Origin of the sequence: Acinetobacter sp. SWAC5 (assembly GCF_003419885.1) — a bacterium.
GTDB lineage: Bacteria > Pseudomonadota > Gammaproteobacteria > Pseudomonadales > Moraxellaceae > Acinetobacter > Acinetobacter cumulans.
Genome location: NZ_QUWR01000006.1, coordinates 110,493 through 134,667 on the forward strand (window position 1 = coordinate 110,493; position 24,175 = coordinate 134,667).

Sequence of the window (24,175 nt, forward strand, 5' to 3'; positions counted from 1 at the left end):
ATTTTTCTATTGCCGAAGTTTGTTAAGTCCGTAAACACTTTCAAATATAGCCTGATTTAACATCAAAGCTTTTTTATAAATATTTATACTCAACTCAATACATATCTCAGCTTTTAAAATGCACAACTACAAAAAATCGGCATTAAAAAAGGCAAGATGATTATCTCATCTTGCCTTCTGTATCTTGGTGGGGACGGAGAGACTCGAACTCTCACACCTTGCGGCGCTGGAACCTAAATCCAGTGCGTCTACCAATTTCGCCACGTCCCCAATGGCTGGGTATATTATAGAGATAGACCGTTGATGACAAGCCATTTTCTAATCAATCAATCGCTTTTTTGTCATAAAAACAGCAATTAACTCATTTTATTTTTTCTACCCTACCCAACCGAAAATCTTTTATCTCAAACCCCAAATTTCAGGCAATAAAAAAGCAAGGTCTATGCCTTGCTCTTAAATTTGATGGTGGGGACGGAGAGACTCGAACTCTCACACCTTGCGGCGCTGGAACCTAAATCCAGTGCGTCTACCAATTTCGCCACGTCCCCATCAAGGGTGCTAACTCGCAGTTAGACTTTTTTAAAACTTGGCAGAGGATCAAGGATTCGAACCTTGACGAACGGTTTTGGAGACCGTCATGCTACCATTACACCAATCCTCTGTAACCTAATGACTAATCTATCATTAATCAATTAAGTGGTGGGGACGGAGAGACTCGAACTCTCACACCTTGCGGCGCTGGAACCTAAATCCAGTGCGTCTACCAATTTCGCCACGTCCCCAATGGGTTTGTATACTATAGCGATCATCTGTGCATGACAAGCGCTTTTTATAAAAAACTCGCTCATTTGCTTAAATAAAAAACAAAAAATAGTAAGATGTGTTTTTATTATGCAATCTCAGTCATTAAGCACCTTTTTAATTGTGAAAAATCATGCATTCTTTGCGACTTATGCTTCGCCAACATAGCTTCAAGCAGTGGTAAATATCTTAAAAAATTCACAGGTAAATCAATTTTTAATCGTTGGCAGTGCAAATAAGCCCAATCTTCATAGTCTGTTGCCACTAACCGTTGGCCTGTTAGCCATTCATAAAAAATAATGCCCAATGCATATAGATCAGTTTGAATACTTTTCGCTTCTGCATGAAATAATTCGGGTGCCATATAGCGTGGCGTGGCATTGAGTGTATGGCTTTGTTGCTGTAAAGGCTGTGCCTGCTCAAGATCAATTAAACACACACGCTGTTGATACTGCATAAAATGCGTAGATTTTAAATCACCATGAATCCAACCACATTGATTCAACTGTTCCATTACACTAATAGCCTGCCACAAATGATGTTTCACTTGCTCTGGATGCAATAAATGAGGCTCTACCTCAAAAAATGCACTGGCTTCTGGCAAAATCAGTGCAGTATCAAAATATAAATCTGTCTTCGGAATGGTAATATTCGATAAAATCTGTACAGGCAAAATAAAATCAGCTTGCTGTTCTTGCAAAGAGCGATAACAGTTTAATTCTTGTTCAAAGCCTTGTAAGGCAAATGTAGCTCCTGTTTTTTGCTGTGCCTTTAACCAAAAGACATCATCATGAGCAATATCTTGTGTATTTAAGCGATACACATGCCGTCCATAAGACTGGCTACGTGGCTTCGCTTTAGATTCAAAATGATATTGCTCCAGCGCAAGGCTATTGAATCTTTTCAAGATCTGTAGATTTGGTCGCATCTGTGACGGCATGTTGATAATTTAAAAGCTCCAAGCAATGCTGAATGGTTTTACCTACCCTTGCATGTGTTTCAATTAAGGAAATTTTAGGCCATGTCGCCCGTTCACCTTCTTGTTGTAAGGTTTTAAATAAATATGGACGTGGGTTTTGTAGCATGTAGCTATAGTGACGCAAGCTGTATTTCCCCACAATATTAACATCGCCATAATAGCGCTGATCGACTACCCCATAACCATGATCAAGCAAACGTCGTACAGGCGGTACTTTATCTACACGTTCACGGGCAAAGTCCATTACCCCTTTTGCAATCACCTTCCCTTGACGGCGTACAATCCGTTCTGGCCAGCTAATAATATCTTTACGAAAGCGTGCAATATCATCCTGCATAAACGGCACAATATGTGGATTAACCTGACTGGCAATACTGTAGTTAATATTATATAGGCGCGCCATTTTCTCTTGTGGAAAATCACTGCGCACACTGCCATCCACCCACCGTGTAGAGGCCATATACGGCGTATATTCACCATCGTAACGCTTACTGGTTAAACGTACGGGTGGAAACAGCACAGGCACAGCACAAGAAGCCAACACTGCACTCCACACCAAAAGATCAGGTGAGGTATAGGCATTCATAATCCGTGCATCTTGCGAAGCATCATAGGGCGCCACAGCAATATTAATGTCTAAGCCTGAACGTTCTTTGGCTTCAGCAAAGGTTAAATTTCCCAAGTTTTCAATTAAGAAATTCTTGAGATATTTCACATCAGCCAAGCCTCCATTGCCCTTCAGCAAGTCTGAAATTTTGCGAAAGTGAAAAGCTTCGCTATAAAAATTTTGCCCTTTCAGAATTTCAGTAAATTCAGCTGGTTTTGACACACCCAACATGGCTGTCATAATTGCGCCAGCACTCGAACCAGACAACACTTTTGGCATCAAATCTTGCGCAATGAGTGCCTTACATACACCTGTATGAAATAAACCTAATGTTGCCCCACCTGAAAACATCATGGCAGGTTGACCATAAGCAACTTGGCAATGCTTAAAGAAAGCTAATTTTTCCGCATTGCTTAAACAGCTACATGACTCAGAGGCAATAAACGCTAAACCTTGGCTCACTTCTTCAATATAGTCTTCAATAATTTTTTTGGTGCCAACATAAGCCACAGTAAATAATAAAGGATGCGCAATATTGGCAATGTCATAACTTAAGCCTTCACGCAAAATATACATCAAATCTTGCGTACGTTTTTGCTGACGATAACGTCTTAACATCGCCAAACGATGTGTAATAATTTCTGCATCAAAGTACGGTGAGCAATTGTCTAACTTCCATTCTTGGGCGCCCGATTCTTCATCTATTTTGAGCGCTATACTTTTCCATGCTTCATAGCTTTCAGCTGTTTCTAGCTGACGTTTTAACTTCTTAATACGGTATGCCTGATGCGGATTAATCTCACTGGTAAAGTCTTTAAACAGCATATCGCACCCTCATTACTTGAATTATTCTAACTATAGGTTGACCTATAGCTCACTGTTACAAACTTTTCACATGATTTCAATGGTCAAAGCTTTGCTTTGTTTGGCATTTATTGTCGAATTCCTATACATTGTTAAACTATACCGACTTCTATTCATCACTTATTAACTAGTTGAATATTCATGGCAACTCTTGATTTACCTGACAATATCCTCGCTTCCCTCTCTACAGTTCTTTTGCAACTACAACAAAGCTTACCAGAACTTAAACAAGCCCCTGACTTTTCTACGGCAGCCTACAAATGGCAAAACCACCAGCTCAAGCCTATTCAACAAGCGAAAAAAATCTATTTAGACGATTTAAAAGGCATTGAACGTCAAAAAGAAAAAGTCATTCAAAATACCTTACAGTTTTTAAATGGTCTCCCTGCCAATGATGTTTTGCTCACGGGCTCACGTGGTACAGGAAAATCCTCTATTGTTCGTGCACTTTTAACCGCCTATGAAGCGGACGGGTTACGTTTAATTGAAATTGAACGTGATGATTTATCTGAACTACCCGAAATTCAAAAAATTATCGCAGGCCGTCCTGAAAAATTTATTGTGTATTGTGATGATTTGGCGTTTAACGCTGAAGATGAAAATTACCGCAGCTTAAAAAGTGTGTTAGATGGTTCGCTTCAATCTGGCTCAAACAATTTTATTATTTATGCTACCAGTAATCGCCGTCATTTATTGCCTGAATTTATGCATGAAAATACACCTGTTATGAAAGCAGATGTCCCTCAGCATCATGAATTACATCCACAAGAAGCTGTAGAAGAGAAAATCTCGTTGTCTGACCGTTTTGGCATGTGGTTGTCATTTTACCCAATGGATCAAAATCTCTATTTAGAAATTGTGGAACATTACTTAGCAAAAGCCAATATGCCAATGACCGAGCTGGCACGTGCTGAATCTTTACGTTGGTGCCAAAGCCGTGGGCAACGCTCTGGACGTTCAGCTTATCAATTTTCGAAACATTGGATTGGTTCTCAGCAACTCAAAGCACTTTAATTACACCGCCAAAGCAAATCTAAAGCATAAAGCCATCAATCTTTGATGGCTTTATTCTATTCTTCAGTGATAACGACAGTAAAATAGCTGTTAAAACATATTTAAAGGTACATGCACTGGAGCAATATATAAAATACTATTAAAAAAAGCCTGTGACCTTACTCAAACTACTTATGGGACTGGCTTTAGGTCTAAACCGTCAATGATGTACAAGGTATTGCCATCAATCACACTTTTATTTTTATCTAAATATTTTTGCTCCAACACACCATTTGTCACCCACAGCGAAAAATCATCATCATTGATTAACCCCAAACGTTGCTGATCAATCAACCATAAGCCTTCCATTTTATCATGTGGAAATTTCACTTTCTCAATCATATCGAGCACCAGTGTTTTACTGGCTGGCAATATTCCCAAACCTTTTAATCCATCCCAACCTTTGGCCAATACATATTGCTCGAGGGTCAAACCATCAATACTCAACCCAAGTTTTGCATCCTGTTTGAATTGAGCTGTTTCAGTAACACTTTCTAATTCAGTTGCACTGCGTAAATCGATTTTATATACCCGTTTAAAAGCCTGAGTATTATCTTTATAAAAATCACCATCTCGTTCTAAAACCAAGAATGAAGTATTACTTAAGGCTGTAATGGCAGAGTTGGAATACGCCAATGCCCCACCTTCTTGTTTATACAGATACTGTTTCACTTTCTTTGTGGCCAAATCAATGGTCACAATACGTGTCAGATCTGATTTATTGACGGCAGAAGTGGGGTTATCCATCGTTGACTGCATAATTCCAACCAAGGTTTTACCATCTGGAGTGATTGTTAGCCCTTCCATGCCACGGTTTGGTCGACGATTCGCAAACTCTGCAGGCAACAAATACCCTCCCGTACGTCGACTATCTTGCTCAAAGGCGTTAATTCGATCGAGTTCAACCCCTTCCGAACTATAGTGAATAATATGTGGGCCATATTCATCACTGACCCAAAAAGTACCATCTTTGAGTGCGACTAAGCCTTCAGGGTCTAAGCCATATTCATCGCTTTGTTTGGCCAATAATTTGCCATAAATATCGTAAGCAGCTTCTTTGGTTGAACCAAAATTTGCATTAGGTAAGCCTGAAATATTGCTCCCGTTACGGTCTTTCAACAAAATTTCTTTAAGCTTAGTGACTTTACCATTTCCTTGTACTTCAAATAACCCAATACGTGGTACATAAGTAGGGTCTGGAAACATTTTGCCATTGTCTTTATTTAGGTTGTAATCGGCATTTGGGCCACGGTCAGTCAAAGCATAAAACTGATTTTTGTTGCTTGGATGTGCCACCATATCTGAACCAAAACCACCACGTCGCACTTCTAAATTATTGCCTGCTTTAGCCCCATCGGCTATCCCTTTTAAATTGTCCATGACTTCATAATCAAGACGAATACCATTGGCAAAGACATTCTTGCTCAAACAAATCGTTTCAGTTTTTTCAACTTCATTGTCATCGAGTACAGCATTATTATTTTTATCTATACCGCTACGTTTTTCAGTTCCACCCAACCAACAGGTAGCATTTCCAAAAGTTAATGTCTGCTCAGACTGCACAACAGTGCTTGGCACATTTTCATCTTTAGAACTACCACATGCTGTTAAAAAAAGTGCCCCACATATCGTTAAGCTCAAACTTATCTGTTTCATTTTTTATTCTACATTCAATACATTAGGTGCAAAGAATAAGCATGGTAAATGTAGAATTCATGACAACCTCATGAAACTTTTTTGAATATTAAAGATCGAACATCCCAAAAATAACCTTAAAAATAAATTCGCTTGCACAATGCGTGGTCATTGTGTGCCAACTCAACTGAAATTATTATCGCGGACAAAACACCTATTTAAGGCACGAAACTAAAAAATAAATAGGTTGCAAAAATGGCCAAATGTACAAAGCCTGGCAACAGGTATGGCCAATGACCATGCAGGATTATGCTGATTTATCATTTTTTGCTCTCTACTTTTCATTATTTGCAGGCATTGCTTATATAGCACGCATACATTTTTATATTTATTTTGAATATTTTAAGGACTAGCTTTATTCATATTGCCTTAAGTGATATGAATAAATAGATGTATTTTGTTATTTCCAAGCACAAAAAAAGAGGCACTTGGCCTCTTTTTGAACATTTGAACTGTCTATTAAAGTTCAGTAGGATTAGTTAACTCAGTCATCGGCCAGCGTGGTGTCGTCGTAACAGACAAACCATCATGCTGACCAGCTTTTAAACGCTGATAACCTGCAAAAGCAATCATTGCGCCATTATCTGTACACAATGCAGGTTCTGCATAATAAACCGATGCACGAATTTTGGCTAAATCTGCTTCTAAACGTTCACGTAAGCGTTTATTAGCACTCACACCACCCGCTATAACCAAACGTTTTAAACCTGTTTGTTTCAGCGCCTTCACGGATTTTTTTACTAAAGTATCTACAATTGCTTCTTGGAAACTTGCAGCAATATCCGCATCGCGGTTTTCATCGCCTATTTTTTTCATTTGTACCGATACGGCTGTTTTTAAGCCACTAAATGAAAATTCCAAACCTTGATGCAACATTGGACGTGGAAATGCAAACGCATTTGGATCGCCTTGCTCTGCCAATCTAGAAATATTTGGCCCACCTGGGTACGGCAAGCCCATCATTTTCGCGACTTTGTCAAACGCTTCGCCTGCCGCGTCATCAATGGATTCACCAAGTAACTCATATTGACCAATGCCGTATGCAGCCATTAGCTGTGAATGACCACCCGAAACCAATAGCGCTACAAATGGAAACTCTGGAGGTGTTTCTGACAACAATGGCGCCAACATGTGACCTTCCATGTGATGCACACCAATAGCAGGTTTATTTAAAGCGAAGGCTAAAGTACGACCAAATAGTGCACCTGTCATCAATGCACCCATTAAACCCGGACCACGGGTATATGCGATGGCATCAATTTCAGATTTTTTAATATCGCTGTCTGCAAGCAACTGCGTTAAAAGTGGAATTAACTTACGCACATGGTCACGCGAAGCCAGCTCTGGTACCACGCCGCCGTATTCTGCATGCAGTTTAATTTGGCTATATAAGACTTGCCCGCGTAAACCCAACTCGCTGTCATACAATGCGAGTCCTGTTTCATCACAAGATGTTTCTAAGCCTAAAACGATCATTAAACTGCCTATAACCTGTATCAATTCTATTGCGAAACCTATTATAGACTTGTGGTATGAGATGTAAATGAGTAAAATACTGACCTTCACTTGTGATCGAAGGCAATTCTGCCTAGATCTTATCCATAACTTAATGAGGATTCTTCATGCCACAAGTTAAATTGAAAGAAGGCGAACCAGTAGACGTAGCTATCCGTCGTTTCAAACGTTCATGCGAAAAAGCAGGTGTTCTTGCTGACGTTCGTAAACGCGAATTCTACGAAAAACCTACTCAAGAACGTAAACGTAAAAAAGCTGCTGCTGTTAAACGCTACCAAAAGAAATTGGCGCGTGAATCAGTACGTACGACTCGCCTTTACTAAGATTAATTTGTGATTGATTGACTAACCTGGACAAGATAAATGACTACTTTAAAAAACCAAATAACTGAAGTTTTAAAAGCAACTATGCGTGCTAAAGAAATGGATAAGTTAACGGTAATACGTAGTCTACAGGCAGCAATCAAGCAAATTGAAGTCGATGAGCGCAAAGAGCTTGACGATACTCAAGTTCTTGCGGTCATTGAAAAGCAAATAAAACAACGTAAAGAATCGATCAAAGCCTTTAGTGGCGCTGGTCGAGAAGATTTAGCTAGTAAGGAACAAGCCGAACTTGAGGTTTTATCTCAATTTCTACCAGAAGCTATGACTGAGGAAGAACTTGATTCCATTATTGCGCAAACAATAGCTGCGCAAGAAGCTACTAGCATGAAAGATATGGGTAAGGTGATGAACTCTCTGCGTCCGCTCATAGCCGGACGCGCCGATCCTTCTCAAGTTTCTGCAAAAATTAAAGCAAAACTTGCGTAATTTCCCAATCTGATTCTATTTCTTTACTGTTGAACTGTCTTTTAATTAAAAGCCAGTTCATAAGTAATTTATATTAAAATACGTCTATTTTAATATTCTGTAATAAAATAACTCTAAAAAAATTCTTCCTATCTATTGCATACAACATGCCTAAATAAAACCAGTACAACCCTTCACCACAACATTTAATTTAAAGTACACTGCACATTATATTGCTTCAACATCTGCATTTCTTTAGCGCTTAATACCTGCAGATTTACATCTTGCTTGGTCAAATTTGCATACTTTGGATCTAAAGCTGAACGGTTTTTATCGGCAGCCACATATAAGTCCTGAACATATTGCGCAACAATGCCACAAAATTTCTCTTGCTGTGCTGCACTAAAGCCACGTTGCATTGGATCTAAAGTCACAAAAAAATTACGCGTATCCTTTTTATAATTCTCATTAATTTTTTCTACCGCCATGACATATTGCTCAACACTAGCAGCCTGAACTACAGAAAAACTACCAAGCACTACACAGGCCAAAGCTACAATTTTTTTCATGAAGTAGAATCTTTATCAAAATAATATTAAAAAAATATTGTAGCATCAAAGCAAAGGATATTCATTTATTCAGCAGTAACACATAAGAAATGCGGTTGATTTTCCGTATATGCGAACTCTATAGGTGCAGGAATATCGCCCTCGGTCACTGTGCCCAATCTCAAACGCAAAATGTCAGGTAAATCCAAACGATAAGAATAAATTGGACTCGCACAATTCATACAAAATACCCGTGCTTTTTGGTGCGTATGAAAATATTCTTTCAGAAAATCTGCACCTTGAAGCAACTGGAAATTCTGTTTTGGGATCGGGCTATTCCATGCAAATACCGAACCCTGTGCCTGCCGACAATCCTGACAGAAACACAAAATACTCATCTCAATTTCTCGATGAACCTGATACTGCACCGCACCACATAAACATTGCCCACGGATCATATCGACCTCTTTTTTAATTATAATTAGCCTTCTAATTGTTAAATTTTAAGCATTCTTGCTTTTTGCATTTCAGTTAAACGAACTTTGACCGTTGCCACTAAAGATTTATTGTCTTTGGCTAAGCGATGCGCATGAATGAGTGACTTAATTGCATTTTCTTCATAACCAGACCAAAACTCAACTTCTGCACGATAACGTAAAACATTTACCGCTTTATATCGATCCTCATTATTCACATTGGCAGAGTTTTGCATTAAACGCCAACCACTCAGATCACGCGTATTGGCACGTAAAAACCGCATCACAATTGCTTGTGCTTCCGATATCTTATTTTGTCTAATCAATACTTCCGCATATTTATAATTTAAAGCTCGATTCTCTGGCATGATCACGGCGGCACTTTGAATCATCCGCTGTGCATCGTCTAATTTATCTCGCCCCAAATACACATCCGTTTGTAGCAAGGTCATTAATACATGCGATTTTTTCTGCTTTTTGGCTGCATCTAAGGCCTGCTGTGCAAGCTTATAATCCCCTTGTTGAATTTGATAAGCTGCCATTGCCAACTGACCCGCGAATTTATTTTGGTTAACCGCAGTTTGCAACTGTTGTTCTGTCACTTGATGAGACAATACACGCGTGTACCACTTAATAATGTCGAATTCTTCATCCAGCAAATTCGGTTTAACCGCAGGCAATTGATTTGCACGAAGGCGTGCCTCGCTCATTCGCTCAGAAGTTAAAGGATGGGTAAACCAAAAATCTGGTAAAAAACTGACCCGCGAAGACGCGCGGTTCATCACTTCAAAAAAATCTGCCATGCTTTGCGGATTATAACCAGCAGCATACATATATTGCATGCCAATTCGATCAGCTTCGCGCTCCTGATTACGGCTATAGCTGAGTTGCTTATCCATAATGGCCGCCTGCGAACCCAGCATAACTGCCGTCCCGACATCACTATCTGCTTTAGACGCAACCAATGCACCCACCAGCAAACCCGCCAAAGTTAAGAAGCCCTGCCCCTTAAACGCTTCTTGCGAGCGACTATAATGGCGCTGGCTCACATGAGCAATCTCATGTGCCATTACACCAGCAACTTCATCCATATTTTTAGCTGCATTAATCAGACCCGCATTCATTGCAAATAACCCACCAGGCACTGCAAAAGCATTGATTTGCGGATCATTAATAACCAACAAACCAATAGGCTGGTTGAGTTTAGTCTGACTCAATAAGTGGGTAAAAGTACTTAATAAACGATCTTCCAGCCAAGGATTATGCATAACTGGCATTTGCTTATTCACTTCACGATAAACTTTTTCGCCAATTTCAGTTTCTTTTTGTTGGTCGAGTAAGCCAATACCGCCACCAATATCAGGTACAGACATCGCAGGTGCTGTATTAAATTCAACAGTCTGTGCTTGTACTGCCCATGGAAGGGTCATTAAACCGCACGCCAACAAAAAACGTTTCAAAATTGACCCCTCAAAAGCCCAGAAAGCAAAAGACTATAACATTGAAAATAGACTATTTTTCTAAGTAAGTGTTATAAAATTATTATTGGTATAACGGGTTTACAACATAAGTCGGCTGTCGACCTGCCAATGCTTCAAGCAAATTCTGATAGGCTAAATCAGCCATTCGCTTACGCGTAGCAGCCGTTGCAGAACCCACATGCGGTAAAGTCACCACATTATCCAGCTCAAATAATTCAGAGTGCTGCAAAGGTTCTTTGGCATATACATCCAAACCTGCTGCAAATATTTGACGATTTTTAAGTGCATGAATCAAGGCTTGCTCATCCACCACTGAACCCCGTGCAATATTCACCAGCACAGCATGTGATTGCATTAACGCAAGCTCAGCTTCACCAATCAGTGCTTTCGAGTCAGCATTTAAATCCACCGCAACCACCACAAAATCTGAACGTTTTAATAAGCTGTTTAAATCACAGTATGTAGCATTGAGTGCACTCGCACGTGACGGATTTTCACTGCGATTATGGTACAACACGTTCATATTAAAACCATGAAAGCCACGACGTGCAATTGCCTCACCAATATGCCCTAAACCAATAATACCTAATGTTTTCCCGTAGATATCAACACCAAATTGCGCTTCAGACACCGTCCGTTGCCATAAACCCTGCTTGGTCCATGCATCTAAAGAAGCTACTTTACGCGCAGCACTCATCAATAAAGTAAAAGCCAAATCTGCTGTGGTTTCTGTTAAAACATGTGGGGTATGTGCCAACCAAATTTGCTGTTGATTTAAATATGCCAAGTCATAATTATCATAGCCCACGCTGACACTCGAAATTACTTTTAGCTGTTTCGCTTGGCTTAAATTCGTGGCATTTAATATTCTTCCCGCCCCGATCATGCCATCCGCATCTCGCGTTGCTTCTATAATTTGCTGTTGAACATCGCCTAGCTTGGGTGATATTTGAACCACTTGAAATTGTTGTTGTAGTTGATAAAGAATGCTTTGATCGATTTGACTAAAAACAACAACTTTTTGCTTCATGATGATTCTAAGTCCTTGGGCTTACTTTGCATAAACTGCCATAAGCGTTTTTTTAATTTGGGTTCATCTAACATTTCTTGTAATGATGCCAGCTCAATACACTCAGAAGATTCCAAATAAGGAATTTTACCCAAGCACAGGATGCTTTTATGGCCTTCACGCATGCCATCGATAAAACCTTGCACGTACGAACTCGCACCACGACTATCTTGAAATTTAAGCCATGCAAAAGGCCATTGCAACATTAAAAACTCAGAAGCTAATGCACGTTGAATATTCGACCAGAGCAATTGCTGTTCTGCTGTTAAATTGGCAGCATCTGTAAGCACCACACAATGTGCCATATTTAATGCCTCAACCACAAAAGCATCTATATTTAAGCTCGGGCGAACATCAATCTCTGGTTCAGGTGCCTGCTTGACAGGCTCAGCAACAACTACAGCTTCCTGCTGAGCAGGAACCAATACTGGACTAGGTGATATAACAACTGAAGAGCGTGCAACTAAATGAGGTACAATGATTTCGGATACGGTGTCCGAGATGATTTCTGCTGGTGCTTGATCACGCCAAAGTGTTGACTGATGTGGCTGACACACTTCAGCCTTGGGAATCCAAATATCCATTCCCAATGCAGCCAGTACGTCACGCTGATGCCCTATCATCTTTTCATCATCACCTATTTCAGGTTGGATATTCTAACGAGAATAAGCTCGCTTTGCTGAACTTTTTAAAGTATTCGGCCTAATGATTGCGCAAGCACTTTGATAACAATCAGATTCGGATGCTCAGCCCTCTATTAGGGTATTCAATTCAACATCATGGCTAAATTTTTATTTTTTAAATAATCATTAAACTATTTTTCTTCTGCATCAACTCCACCACATCAGCTGACTCAAAACCTAAACGCCAATAGAGTAGCGCCAAAACATCCAATTCATCTTGGGTAATAATTCGATCATTCCATAAACAAACTTCAGCAACCCCCAATATACTGATGCGTTCACGTAATTGCAGACCCGAAATATCATTTAAAATTTCCGCCAAATCAATCGGCTCATCTGAAATTTCACTATATAACTCTAGCTCCGTTTGGCTCAATATGCGTTTTAAAATTTTCTCTCGAACTTCAAGCTGACTATCACTATTAATTTGCTGTACGTGCAATAATGCATCAATTAAACGCACAATGGACGGCTTGACCTCTTCCAAAGCCGTAGGTGTATGTACAGGCATCAAATTTAACTCAAATTTAACCCGCTCAATCAACAATGCATCGAGTAATCCAATTTCACCATCTTCTTGAATAATTCGTGCCAATTTCATTAAAAATTGACGTGATACTGTGGCTGGCACCCCCCCTATATTCTTACAAGCTTCATGGAATATCGCGATATGCACTCGACCATCCAAGTTTAATAAAGCATCGACAATGGCACGACTCACTTCTGCTTCTGCTGGTATGAATTCACGATATTGACGAATCATTAAAATCGCCACCATCACTTCACGTGAGCCTGTCGAGGTTTGTAAAGCACGATCTATCAGTTCTGGGCGCTTCCAGTTATCACGAATTTCAGGGTTTAAAGGCTTAATTGCGTCTTTAATAGCAAAACTGATTGGTGAAAGCCTTAATAAAGGCAAAGGCTGTGGCGAACTCCAAGGGATTGAAAAATCCACCATAGATTCTTCTAAAGATCGGAACAAATTAAATAAAGGCTGATTTTTCAGTTTTTTCAGGTTTTCCAACTGTAACTCATGAATAATGCCTGGGTTTAATTCAAAAATTCGTTGCCCTACACTAGGATGAATATTCATCCAGTTTTGTGGACTTAAAGCATTAGCAAAACACATGTGAGAAATAGATTCAGCATACTCACTATGAATTTGTGAACCCGAATGATGTACATAAATACGCATTAAGGTTTGAATATTGGCATCATTTTGAATTAAGCGTTTGGTTTTTTGGTCATTTTTATAAGTACGACCACCTAAAGTCATAAACTTAATTAAACGCGTAATGAGTACACCTAAACTACCAATTAACCAAATAATGGCACCCAAAGAAACAAACAGCGTTTCAAATTTATTTTCATGGATATAGCCATTACGATAAAAACCACGTTTGGCTAATTTACTACCCCACTGACTAAAAGTTGTCAGACTACTGTACAAAATTTTTAAGCGGGTATTTTCTGCAGCTTCACCAGACAAAATTTTATTAAACTCATGACTTAATAAGCCATAAAGCTCAACTTCATCTAAATTTTGTAGCGCACCCCAAGTTAAAATAATGGCGGTATCTTTAGGATAAAAACCTGCCGTTAAGGCATTTACACCCTCTTCACTTGGCAAGACATATAAAGCTGGTGTATCAATAAGAAAAATATCCGAAAGTTGCTCGGTAATTTTAAGCGCTATACTTTCTTCAGGCACACTCTCAACCAAACTTAAGCGCCGAGCACCCAATTGTTTGGCCAGCGAATAGCCACCCGTTCTAAATATATAAAACTCATAGATCACTGAAAGCGCCATAATGGTCACTACCAGCGTAATAAGATAAGGACTTAACACATGCCAATAGATGGGCTGTCTATAATCGATATAAAACATTAAAAGACCAACAATGGCATTAATGATCACCACGGTCAGCAATACAGCAACCAAGCAAAACGTTGCTGGCCAAAACATATTTTTATTTTTTATAAATGCATAGCCCACTTTTCTCAATGCAAGTTCCTATCATTACATTGCCTTTTCTGTGCTCATCATAAATGAAAAAAGCGGGAAATTCCCGCTTTTTTCTTAGGCTTTACAAACCATTATTCTTCACGAACACCTGTCAAATCGACAGATGCTGCATCGATATTTACATCGATATATGCATCTTTCTTATCAGCCTTAGCAGAGTCATTACGCTTTTTCTCTAAAGCCTCTAAGTATTGGGCATTAATACCACCCGCAACATACACACCGTCAAATACTGAGCAATCAAAGTCTTGTAATTCTGGCACTTTGGTCGTGCGTACTGCTGCCTTTAAATCTTCCAAATCTTGGAAAATTAAGCGGTCAGCTTCGATAATTTCACGAATTTCTTCGACGCTACGCTCTGAAGCAATAAGTTCAGATTTTGCTGGCATATCAATACCATACACGTTTGGATATTTCACCATTGGTGCAGCTGAAGCAAAAAATACTTTTTTCGCACCCGCATCACGCGCCATCTGAATAATTTCATTACACGTTGTACCGCGTACAATCGAGTCATCCACCAACAGAACATTTTTGTCTTGGAACTCAAGCTCTACTGGGTTTAGCTTTTGACGTACTGATTTTTTACGCAATTGCTGACCAGGCATAATGAAGGTACGACCGATATAGCGGTTCTTCATAAAGCCTTCGCGGAATTTCACGCCAAGCACATTGGCAAGTTCAAGCGCTGAAGTACGTGAAGTATCTGGAATTGGAATCACAACATCAATATCGTGTTCTTCTCCCCATTCACGCAAGATTTTTTGCGCAAGTTTCTCACCCATTTTCAAACGTGCTTTATAGACCGAAATCCCATCAATGGTTGCATCTGGGCGGGCAAAATAAACATATTCAAAAATACAAGGACGATATTCTGGGTCTGCAGCACATTGCTTAATCGACATTACACCATCAGCAGTGATGTAAATAGCTTCACCTGGTGCAATATCACGTTCAACTTTGAAGCCTAAAGCTGTAATTGCCACAGATTCAGAAGCAATAATATATTCCACACCTTGCTCTGTTTCGCGTGAACCATAAATCAATGGACGAATACCATTTGGATCACGGAAGCCCACTAAGCCTTGGCCTGTAATCATTGCTACAACAGCATAACCACCTTTGCAACGCTCATGTACGCGCGATACAACATGGAAAACATCTTCAGCTGAAGGTGAAAGTTTGGCACGCTTTTGCAATTCATGTGCAAATACGTTGAGGAGCACTTCTGAGTCAGAATCAGTATTCATGTGGCGTAGATCTGTAGTAAACAAATCATCATGAATTTCTTCTGCATTGGTCAAGTTACCGTTATGCGCCAATGTAATCCCATAAGGTGAGTTTACATAAAACGGTTGTGCTTCTGCACTGCTCGAAGAACCTGCTGTTGGGTAACGCACATGACCAATACCATAGTTACCTTGTAAAGCACGCATGTGACGTGTGTGAAAAACATCACGTACCATACCTGTGTCTTTACGAAGGAATAAACGGCCCTGATGGCAAGTTACGATCCCAGCTGCATCCTGTCCACGATGCTGTAACATCGTTAATGCATCAAACAACATTTGGTTAACTGGTGATTTACCCGCTATACCAACAACTCCACACATAGCAACCTCGCAGACCCGCTAGGATTAATAAAAAGGATTATTCGTAGATTCACCCGAAGCACGTCCACTCTTTTGAGTTGCTTCTGGGGCGTGCTCTGAAGACACCGGCTTTGCGCCATCTTCAGACTGAATATGATGCATGGCTTGATTTGCAGCATCCTTGGACAATTGTGTTGCCCACGGTGCATACGGCATCAAAACCTGGATAAATTTCGATTGTTTCCAATGCGGCGAGCTTTCAACCCACGGGCCTACACCCTGAATAGTGATTAATACCACCAACAGCCCTTTTAAGCCCCCAAACACACCACCAGCTAAACGATTTAGCGGTCCAAGTTTAAGGCGCTTTAAAACGCTATTCAGTATATAAGTTGCAACCCAAGTCAAAACCACGATGATCAATACAATAAATGCAAAGGCCGCAATTTTCTGAACCACTGGATCTGTACTGAGTGAGATCATCGAAGGTGCTAAGACGGACGCATATTTTGCGGCAACAATCAGTGCAAAAATCCATCCTACCAAGTTCGCAAAGGCTTTAATTAATCCTTGACGCAAACCGTTGAGCCCTCCAATGAGCAAGACAATCAGAATAAAGATATCAATGGTGGTCATAGGCTTAAAGTGCGTCTACACAATCTTTTACGAGTTTAGGTCCTGTATAAATGAGGCCACTATAAACTTGTACAAGGGTTGCGCCTGCATTTTTTTTCGCCAAAGCATCTTCGCCTGACAAAATTCCACCCACACCAATGAGTGGGATTTGACCTTTTAATACCTTTGCAAATGCTGCAAGACATGCTGTGCTCTTTTCAAAAACAGGCGCACCAGACAAGCCACCCGCTTCATCACCATGTTGCAAACCTTCAACACCTTCACGAGACAGCGTGGTATTGGTCACAATTAAACCATCAATTTTAATTTCAATTAATTGTTGAGCAATAAATTGGATATCTTCGTCTGTTAAGTCCGGTGCAACTTTAAGTACTAAAGGTACATAATGTTGATATTGGTCTGCGAGTTCTAATTGGCGTTTCTTGAGGGTTTCAAGTAACTCCGTTAAAGCATCGCCACTTTGCAGGCTTCGAAGGTTTTTTGTGTTAGGAGAGGAAATATTGACTGTAATGTATGAGGCGTAGTTATAAACTTTTTCAAGGCAAATTAAATAATCCTCAACTGCTTTTTCAACAGGAGTGACTGCATTCTTGCCAATATTAATGCCAAGTACACCTTTAAATTTAGAGGCTTTTACATTTTCAATTAGCTGATCTACACCGTCGTTATTAAAGCCCATACGGTTAATAATTGCTTTGGCTTTTGGTAATCTGAACAAACGTGGCTCAGGATTTCCAGCTTGAGGCAAAGGTGTAATGGTGCCAATTTCGATAAAACCAAAACCTTGGCTCGCCAATGCATCAATATACGCACCGTTTTTATCTAAACCCGCTGCTAAACCGACAGGATTTGGAAATTCAATTCCCATGCAGGTCACAGGTTTAGACGCTACAGATTGATGCATCAGGCCCATTTTATGGGAAGATTTCAACATCGATAGTGTCAGCTCATGTGCACGCTCTGGTGCTAGTGAAAACAACAAAGGGCGGGCAAGAGAATACAACATATCTGAAAAAGTCACTGCTTGCTAAGTCGGCATATTATAGGCATAGCATCACAAAAACACCATGCTTAGCAGTTCTTTATTTTTACCGATTATCGTACAGCCGCTGTTAATTTAATCTGCCCACTTTCAGAACTAAGTTCCATTTTTTCAATACTTAAGCCCATTTGAACTAACTGAGTTAAAAAATTAGCTAAAACTGCATAGTTTTCATGGCTCACAGCAATGTTGATTTGCTCACCCATTGCTTGAGAGGCTACAGACAAACCTTGCTGCTGTGCAACACGTTGCACTTTATCTGCAACCGACAAACCATTTTCTGTTGAGGCTTTCATGGTGACTGCATTACTTTGCATCCAAACTATCGTGTCTTTTAAACCATTTAAACGATTTTGTTGAAACTCTGCGGCTTTATGCATGTAAAACAGCGATGCCCCTACAGCAGATACCAGCACAAAAATTGTGGTAAAAATCACCATTACGCGTTCACGTGCAGACAAATGTTCTAAATAGTCAGAAATCCGTTCAATTTGACGGTCTAAACCATTTTGCATATTTTCAAGTGCTTTCATTATTGTATTTTCACCTGTCCAACAGCGCCGTTATCTTTAGGCTGAATATTTCCCAATTCAACTTTAAAGCCTTGCTGATTCAATTGCTCTGTTAATTGTTGCAATACTTGTGCAGAGCTGGCCTTGAGTTCCATATTTAATACAGAGGCTTCATAGCTCACTCGATTTGCCACCACTTGATGCTGCATGAGCACAGGCCCTACACGACTCAACAATTGCAATGCTTGCGTATTTCCCGTTTGATTAAGACGTAATTGCGCTTCAAATTGGCTTTTTAGGGTTTGCTCTGTAACAGGATAGCTCTGACCAAACCAAGACTTAAACTGATCTACAGCTTGTACTGCAGTTAAATCGGCAACTTTTTTATTTTGATACCAACGAATTGCATCATAACCAAATTGCACAAATATAAAGGCACAAAGTACGGCCGCACAAGCTTTCCAATAACCCGAAACACCAGATTGATTTTTTGCTTTAGGTAAAATATTCCAAGGATGCGTTTGTGGCTTTTTAAATGCGGGAATCACATATTGAAATGACTCCACGTGATCCTGTGTTGCCACTGCATTTAAACTTTGCAATTGAGCATTATTTAAATGACTGACTTTGACTTTTGTATCTTCAGCAAGTGTTTGATAGTCCAAATATAAAGACAAATCATCAATGGATTGGCCCGCATATTTATTTTCACGCACCAACAAATGCCCTGCAATATCAGCAATGATCAGTTGATTTGGTTCTGGTTCTGGTAGCACTAAGAAATCTGGCAATAAAGCCTGCACCTTGACTGGAATTAATGCTAAAGCATGTTGCATCGTTTCAGCTGTGCTTTGTGCAACACCCATCACAGAAAGCTGTTCTGGGTTTTCAAAATGATGAAAGACCTTCATATAATCTAATGGCAGAATCACATATTCTTCCAATAGATATTTCACACCCTCTGGGCCTAATTTTTTGTATTGTGCTTTGGAAAATTGCTGCTGGATGAGCTGAATATCACAGCTTGGGAAAAACACGGTCGCGTCCTTGCCATGATAGTCACGAATATCTTGTATTAACTGCTCTAGGCTAGAAGCTTGTTGCCAAAACTCCCCTTTAGACCATTGCCAAACCCCATTGGCTTCAGGCATCCATATATACAACATCGATTATTTACTGCCGTTTTAATTAATTTATTATGCGTTTGGTACAATTGCTTTTTTTTGTGTTGATAAACCTGCCGCAATCACAGCCTGATCATAAATTCGCGCTTCAGCCAATGCAAATGGTTGAAATGATTCTGTAGTTAAAATAGATGCAATATGTGCAACCACATTCATGTGACACACCACAGTAATCGAATCATAAGGCAAATAAGACAGCCATTCCACTGCGACTTTTGCATCATCATCTGGCTTGATTGCATCACACACCACTACAGGTACATTCGGAAAATAACGTTGTAAATGTGCCAAAGTTTGTTGTGCGCGTAGTAATGGGCTTACCACAAATACATCTGGTTGGGTTAATGCGCTGACTGCTTCTGCTGTTTGCTGTGCTTGCAAGTGCCCTCGCTCAGTCAAAGGACGTTGCGTATCATTCCCCATTACAGGTGGCGCTGCTTCACCATGTCGAATTAAAGTCAGTTGCATACGATTTCCCTATTTTTATGCATCATTATATCTATCGCTCATGACAAAATGATGTGCCATGAGCGACTTAATTTAAACGTGTTGGTGCGGTAACACAAACTCTACATCGCTACGATGACCATTTTTCATTAATGACAGTGCAATACTTAAAGGTGGTGCGCCTTCAAAAATAACATCATATAAAGCACTGGTAATCGGCATATAAACGTCTAGTTCTTCAGAACGAGCTTTAACTTGCACAATGGTATTAATACCTTCCGCTGTTTGCCCTAATTCTGTGGTCGCCTGTTCTAAGCTTTTACCTGAGCCCAAAGCAAAACCCACTTGATAATTACGACTGAGCGGGCTGTTACAAGTGGCAAATAAATCACCCACACCTGAAAGCCCCAAGAAAGTAAGCGGGTTTGCGCCTAATTTAACTGCAAAACGACTCATCTCTGCTAAAGCACGCGTAAGGATCATACTTTTCGTATTTTCACCTACTTTATAAGCAGCCGCCATACCCATTGCAACTGCATAAATATTTTTTAATGCGCCGCCAAGCTCTACACCATGCACATCATCACTAGCAAAAACACGAAATAACGCGCTGTGTAAGGCTTGCTGTACTGCATAACGAACTAACTCAGATTCACTTGCAATCACTGTACCTGCAGGCTGACCCGCGACAATTTCTTTGGCTAAATTTGGCCCAGACAAAACCCCATAAGGTACTTCTGGCAAAACTTCACGAATAATGTCGCTCATAAAGCTAAACGTTTTAGCCTCAATTCCTTTCGTTAAGGACACCACAGCTTGCGCACTAATAAATGGCTTAATTTGCTCTAAAACACTTCGAAAAGAATGGCTTGGAATTGCAACAAAAATAATGTCACGATCACGCACGGCTTTTTCTAAATCAGAAGTCGCTTGTAATCCAGCCTCTAACGTAAAATCAGGCAAATAGCGTTTATTAATATGTGTAGCATTAATATCAGCAGCAATTGCTTCGTCACGAATCCAAATCATAGTTTCGCAACCATTACGTACCGCTGTATTGGCCATAGCCGTACCAAAACTACCACCACCCAATACAGTCACACGTAAAGCTGTCTTTTGATTAACGACAACAGGTTCCACCAAGTCTGAAAATTTCAAATCTGACATTTTTATTATTTCCTAATCTTCTTTTGTCTATATTATTTATGCCATTCACTGACAAATTCAGTAGTGTGAATTTCTGCACGTGGTGGAATTGCCTTCACTGCAGTACCAATATAAATAATGCCTGAAATTAAATCTGCTGATGTTAAACCCAATGCTTGCTTAAACAATTTAGATTCAACCACCGCACCACTACGCCACATGGTTGAATAACCATGACTTTGTAAAGAAAGTAAAAAGTTTTGTACTGCAGCACCTGAACTTAAAATTTGTTCAAAATGTGGCACCTTAGGGTGATCTTGTAATTTGGTTAATGCCAGTACCAACAATGGGGCACGAAAAGGATGGTTTTTAACACGCTCTAATTGTGCTTCCTCAGTTTGCCCTGTATCTGCCAGTGCCTGTGACAACAAGTCACCAAATGCTTCGCGCTCAGTTGCAGGAATAACCACAAAACGGGTTGGTTTTAAACGATGATGATCTGGCGCAGTCATTGCAGCTTGAAAGGCTTGCTCAAGTTGTGCTGCATTTGGTGCAGGTTCCACCAAGTGCCCAATTGATTGACGCTGATGAATGTTTTGATGAACTATTTCAACCGCTGATTCTGACATTGACATCGATATCACTTTAAAAACTGTGCTCCAAGATTAGCATATTCTCAATGACTTACTCTAGAAGCTTTACAGAATGAAAACCACGATATTTCCAATCTGTTGAGACACACATTGAGCGCTCACTGTTGCAGAAGTCATACAGCAAGCTCCTTAATTGACCTAAAAGTTGTGTTCAAATATAAAAAACTCATTGAAAGGCATTCAAATGAAATTTAATCAACAACACTTATGGGTTACAACTTCTCTCGCATCTGTTTTACTACTTAGTGCATGTGCATCAACCCCAACACAATCATTGGCCATCCAAAAACCAAATAATCAATACGAAGTAACTGCCGTAGGTAAAACGCAACTTATTGCTAAAAATAATGCCATTTCAGCAGCCAATAGCACCTGTGGTAAAAGTGCATCCCCTGTGGTTGTAGATGAAAAAACCGAATACAACGGTGCACTCAAAGGCGTGCTTGATGAAAAAACAGGGCAAATGGTACAAGCTGCTGCGGGCATTTTAGGGAGTATTTCGGGCACCAACACGGGTTTAAATAAAGATGACGATTACCAAACCGTTTTAACATTTAGCTGTAGAGCAAACTAAGTTAAGCCAAGCATAAAAAACCGCTCATAGAGCGGTTTTTTGCCTTGAAAAACTATGCAATTAATTAACAATAACCATCCAAACGGGTTAATGGTAATTTTTGACCAATAGCTTTTTCAATTTCCGGCAAATAGAACGCATCATCTTCAGATAAGAAGCTAATACTTACACCACGTGAACCCGCACGACCTGTACGACCAATACGATGCACATAGTCATCTGACTGTTCTGGCAAGGTAAAATTAATCACATGCGATACACCATCCACATGAATACCACGACCAGCAACATCGGTTGCAATCATAATATTGTGCTTGCCATTTTTAAATTGATCTAACATTTTTAAGCGTTTGTCTTGAGCAATTTCACCTGACAACATCACCACTTTATAATCATCTTTTTTCAGATGATCATAAAGTTTACGCACTTGATCACGACGATTGGCGAAAATCATCACTTTCTCAATCGGTTCGTCACGTAAAATCTCTTGCAACAACTTATATTTATCTGATTTAGCAACCATATACACACGTTGCTCAACATCTGCATTGGTTTTCTTTTCTGGTTCGATTTCAACTGTAACAGGCTCAAACAACCACTGTTGTGCTAAGTTTAATACGTCATAGCTAAAGGTTGCTGAGAACATCAAGGTTTGACGTTGTTCTTTACGTGGTGAATAACGCACGATACGTTTTACCGATGGAATAAAGCCCATATCAAGTAAACGATCGGCTTCATCAATCACTAAAAATTCAATTTGATCTAGCCAAATTTCTTTTTGCTCAACAAAATCGATTAAACGACCTGGTGTTGCCACCATGATATCGACAAAGTTTTTATTCAATTCAGCACGTTGCTTATCAAAATCAACACCACCAAGCATTGTGACTAAATGTAGATCTGTAAATTTAGTTAATTCCTTGGCATCACTTTCAATTTGCAAAGCCAATTCACGCGTTGGCGCTAAAATTAATGCGCGAGGCTCACCACGGAAACGTTGCTCTTTAATTGGGTTATTTAATAAATCATTAATAACACTCACCAAAAAGGCTGCAGTTTTACCCGTACCTGTTTGTGCGCGACCAATGGCATCATGTCCCGCCAGCGTAAATTTCAAAACCTTTTGCTGAATAGGCGTCATTTTTGTAAAGCCTAAAGCATCAATCGCTTGTTTCAGTTTAGGGTGTAAATTTAAGGTATCAAAACCAGATGACATAAAGCTGTGCTCTAACTTGGTAATCGCAAAATATGATGCATTATAAACAAAAAACGCCCCAATATACATTGGGGCGTTTTTAGATTAATCTTTCGATTAGTCTAAAGGCTGAACTTCTTCAGCTTGGAAGCCTTTTTGGCCTTTTACAACGCTGAATTCAACGCGTTGACCGTCACGTAGTGAGCGGTGACCTTCGCCTTGAATAGCACGGAAGTGAACGAATACATCGTCACCGCCATTGCGTTGGATAAAGCCGAAGCCTTTAGTATCGTTAAACCATTTAACTACGCCTTGTTCACGAGCTGTCATTAGTTAATCCTCATAGATGTATAAGAAGGACCACCCGGTGTTGCAAACAGCAGACAAACAAGGTTTAAAACTCTTTATTTTTTTAAAACTTGTAATCATTCTGTAAAACTATTAACAAAATCCCGGTTATATCCATTTATATAGCAGGTGTTGAAACAATTTATAGTTGTTATAACTCCTAGTACGCCGTCGAGCTTAACACGGCTAAATTTCAAATAATAGATTTTTTTTCGACTTATTTGCATTTTAACTGCGCATTTTTTAACACATACTTTGCAC

Annotated in this window: 24 protein-coding genes and 4 tRNA genes; 4 read left to right on the forward strand and 24 right to left on the reverse strand. The window is 39.8% G+C overall.

Features of this window, described 5'->3' with window-relative positions:
* Positions 1-185 precede the first annotated feature (185 nt).
* The 6 genes from DYI81_RS06150 to DYI81_RS06175 all read right to left on the reverse strand — a co-directional run bounded on the left by DYI81_RS06150 (position 186) and on the right by DYI81_RS06175 (position 3,212).
* Positions 186-270: transfer RNA gene (locus DYI81_RS06150), tRNA-Leu, on the reverse strand.
* 193 nt (positions 271-463) lie between these two features.
* Positions 464-548: transfer RNA gene (locus DYI81_RS06155), tRNA-Leu, on the reverse strand.
* A gap of 39 nt (positions 549-587) precedes the next feature.
* Positions 588-661, reverse strand: a tRNA-Trp gene (locus tag DYI81_RS06160).
* 36 nt (positions 662-697) lie between these two features.
* Positions 698-782: transfer RNA gene (locus tag DYI81_RS06165), tRNA-Leu, on the reverse strand.
* 107 nt (positions 783-889) lie between these two features.
* Complete coding sequence (locus tag DYI81_RS06170; RefSeq protein ID WP_171356320.1) at positions 890-1,729, reverse strand: protein kinase; 840 nt, start codon at positions 1,727-1,729, stop codon at positions 890-892.
* A complete protein-coding gene (locus tag DYI81_RS06175; protein WP_117007000.1) occupies positions 1,692-3,212 on the reverse strand; it encodes a DUF3336 domain-containing protein in 1,521 nt (506 codons plus the stop codon). The genes DYI81_RS06170 and DYI81_RS06175 overlap by 38 nt, the downstream gene beginning before the upstream one ends.
* Before the next feature lie 180 nt (positions 3,213-3,392).
* Here DYI81_RS06175 and DYI81_RS06180 point away from each other — a divergent pair, with 180 nt between their 5' ends.
* Positions 3,393-4,265: an ATP-binding protein gene (locus tag DYI81_RS06180; protein WP_106986027.1), complete on the forward strand. Its 873-nt coding sequence runs from the start codon at positions 3,393-3,395 to the stop codon at positions 4,263-4,265.
* A 171-nt stretch (positions 4,266-4,436) separates the two neighbouring features.
* Here DYI81_RS06180 and DYI81_RS06185 read toward each other — a convergent pair whose 3' ends face one another.
* On the reverse strand, positions 4,437-5,960 hold the full coding sequence (locus DYI81_RS06185) for an esterase-like activity of phytase family protein (RefSeq protein WP_117007001.1): 1,524 nt from the start codon (positions 5,958-5,960) through the stop codon (positions 4,437-4,439).
* A gap of 498 nt (positions 5,961-6,458) precedes the next feature.
* A complete protein-coding gene (gene tsaD / locus DYI81_RS06190) occupies positions 6,459-7,475 on the reverse strand; it encodes a tRNA (adenosine(37)-N6)-threonylcarbamoyltransferase complex transferase subunit TsaD (protein ID WP_117007002.1) in 1,017 nt (338 codons plus the stop codon).
* Between the two features lie 146 nt (positions 7,476-7,621).
* Here tsaD and rpsU point away from each other — a divergent pair, with 146 nt between their 5' ends.
* Both rpsU and DYI81_RS06200 read left to right on the forward strand, forming a co-directional pair.
* The gene (rpsU, locus tag DYI81_RS06195; protein ID WP_001136722.1) at positions 7,622-7,837 is read left to right on the forward strand and encodes a 30S ribosomal protein S21; all 216 of its coding nucleotides are present in this window, start codon (positions 7,622-7,624) and stop codon (positions 7,835-7,837) included.
* 39 nt (positions 7,838-7,876) lie between these two features.
* On the forward strand, positions 7,877-8,323 hold the full coding sequence (locus DYI81_RS06200; RefSeq protein ID WP_106986031.1) for a GatB/YqeY domain-containing protein: 447 nt from the start codon (positions 7,877-7,879) through the stop codon (positions 8,321-8,323).
* Positions 8,324-8,508: 185 nt separating this feature from the next.
* Here the strand turns inward: DYI81_RS06200 and DYI81_RS06205 are convergent, their stop codons facing one another.
* From DYI81_RS06205 to DYI81_RS06270, 14 genes are all read right to left on the reverse strand, one after another.
* Positions 8,509-8,871: a hypothetical protein gene (locus DYI81_RS06205; RefSeq protein ID WP_117007003.1), complete on the reverse strand. Its 363-nt coding sequence runs from the start codon at positions 8,869-8,871 to the stop codon at positions 8,509-8,511.
* Positions 8,872-8,936: 65 nt separating this feature from the next.
* Positions 8,937-9,308 carry a GFA family protein gene (locus DYI81_RS06210; RefSeq protein WP_117007004.1) on the reverse strand — a complete coding sequence of 124 codons (372 nt, stop codon included), beginning with the start codon at positions 9,306-9,308 and terminating at the stop codon, positions 8,937-8,939.
* Positions 9,309-9,346: 38 nt separating this feature from the next.
* The gene (locus DYI81_RS06215; protein ID WP_117007005.1) at positions 9,347-10,756 is read right to left on the reverse strand and encodes a M48 family metalloprotease; all 1,410 of its coding nucleotides are present in this window, start codon (positions 10,754-10,756) and stop codon (positions 9,347-9,349) included.
* A 112-nt stretch (positions 10,757-10,868) separates the two neighbouring features.
* Positions 10,869-11,837 carry a D-glycerate dehydrogenase gene (locus tag DYI81_RS06220; RefSeq protein WP_117007006.1) on the reverse strand — a complete coding sequence of 323 codons (969 nt, stop codon included), beginning with the start codon at positions 11,835-11,837 and terminating at the stop codon, positions 10,869-10,871.
* Positions 11,834-12,499, reverse strand: a complete 666-nt coding sequence (locus DYI81_RS06225) for a hypothetical protein (protein WP_117007007.1) — start codon at positions 12,497-12,499, stop codon at positions 11,834-11,836. The genes DYI81_RS06220 and DYI81_RS06225 overlap by 4 nt, the downstream gene beginning before the upstream one ends.
* 175 nt (positions 12,500-12,674) lie before the next feature.
* Complete coding sequence (locus tag DYI81_RS06230; protein WP_205669739.1) at positions 12,675-14,564, reverse strand: M48 family metalloprotease; 1,890 nt, start codon at positions 14,562-14,564, stop codon at positions 12,675-12,677.
* A gap of 92 nt (positions 14,565-14,656) precedes the next feature.
* The gene (gene purF / locus DYI81_RS06235) at positions 14,657-16,198 is read right to left on the reverse strand and encodes an amidophosphoribosyltransferase (RefSeq protein ID WP_117007008.1); all 1,542 of its coding nucleotides are present in this window, start codon (positions 16,196-16,198) and stop codon (positions 14,657-14,659) included.
* 24 nt (positions 16,199-16,222) lie between these two features.
* The gene (locus DYI81_RS06240) at positions 16,223-16,813 is read right to left on the reverse strand and encodes a CvpA family protein (protein WP_106986037.1); all 591 of its coding nucleotides are present in this window, start codon (positions 16,811-16,813) and stop codon (positions 16,223-16,225) included.
* Positions 16,814-16,817: 4 nt separating this feature from the next.
* Positions 16,818-17,819, reverse strand: a complete 1,002-nt coding sequence (locus DYI81_RS06245) for a quinone-dependent dihydroorotate dehydrogenase (protein WP_117007009.1) — start codon at positions 17,817-17,819, stop codon at positions 16,818-16,820.
* Positions 17,820-17,908: 89 nt separating this feature from the next.
* The gene (gene gspM, locus DYI81_RS06250; RefSeq protein WP_117007010.1) at positions 17,909-18,388 is read right to left on the reverse strand and encodes a type II secretion system protein GspM; all 480 of its coding nucleotides are present in this window, start codon (positions 18,386-18,388) and stop codon (positions 17,909-17,911) included.
* A complete protein-coding gene (gene gspL / locus DYI81_RS06255) occupies positions 18,388-19,533 on the reverse strand; it encodes a type II secretion system protein GspL (RefSeq protein WP_117007011.1) in 1,146 nt (381 codons plus the stop codon). Before gspL ends, gspM begins: the two co-directional genes overlap by 1 nt.
* Positions 19,534-19,563: 30 nt before the next feature.
* The gene (locus tag DYI81_RS06260; protein WP_106986041.1) at positions 19,564-20,019 is read right to left on the reverse strand and encodes a phosphoglycerate mutase family protein; all 456 of its coding nucleotides are present in this window, start codon (positions 20,017-20,019) and stop codon (positions 19,564-19,566) included.
* Positions 20,020-20,091: 72 nt separating this feature from the next.
* On the reverse strand, positions 20,092-21,165 hold the full coding sequence (locus DYI81_RS06265; protein ID WP_117007012.1) for an NAD(P)H-dependent glycerol-3-phosphate dehydrogenase: 1,074 nt from the start codon (positions 21,163-21,165) through the stop codon (positions 20,092-20,094).
* 32 nt (positions 21,166-21,197) lie between these two features.
* Positions 21,198-21,773 (reverse strand): nitroreductase, encoded by a 576-nt coding sequence (locus DYI81_RS06270; protein WP_106986043.1) that lies wholly within the window; start codon positions 21,771-21,773, stop codon positions 21,198-21,200.
* 208 nt (positions 21,774-21,981) lie between these two features.
* Here DYI81_RS06270 and DYI81_RS06275 point away from each other — a divergent pair, with 208 nt between their 5' ends.
* Entirely contained in the window at positions 21,982-22,371 is a 390-nt protein-coding gene (locus tag DYI81_RS06275; RefSeq protein WP_117007013.1) for a hypothetical protein, read from the forward strand.
* 64 nt (positions 22,372-22,435) lie between these two features.
* Here the strand turns inward: DYI81_RS06275 and rhlB are convergent, their stop codons facing one another.
* Together rhlB and DYI81_RS06285 are read right to left on the reverse strand one after the other, a co-directional pair.
* Entirely contained in the window at positions 22,436-23,587 is a 1,152-nt protein-coding gene (rhlB, locus tag DYI81_RS06280; RefSeq protein ID WP_106986069.1) for an ATP-dependent RNA helicase RhlB, read from the reverse strand.
* 96 nt (positions 23,588-23,683) lie between these two features.
* Positions 23,684-23,896 carry a cold-shock protein gene (locus tag DYI81_RS06285; protein ID WP_005177104.1) on the reverse strand — a complete coding sequence of 71 codons (213 nt, stop codon included), beginning with the start codon at positions 23,894-23,896 and terminating at the stop codon, positions 23,684-23,686.
* Between the last annotated feature and the right edge of the window lie 279 nt (positions 23,897-24,175).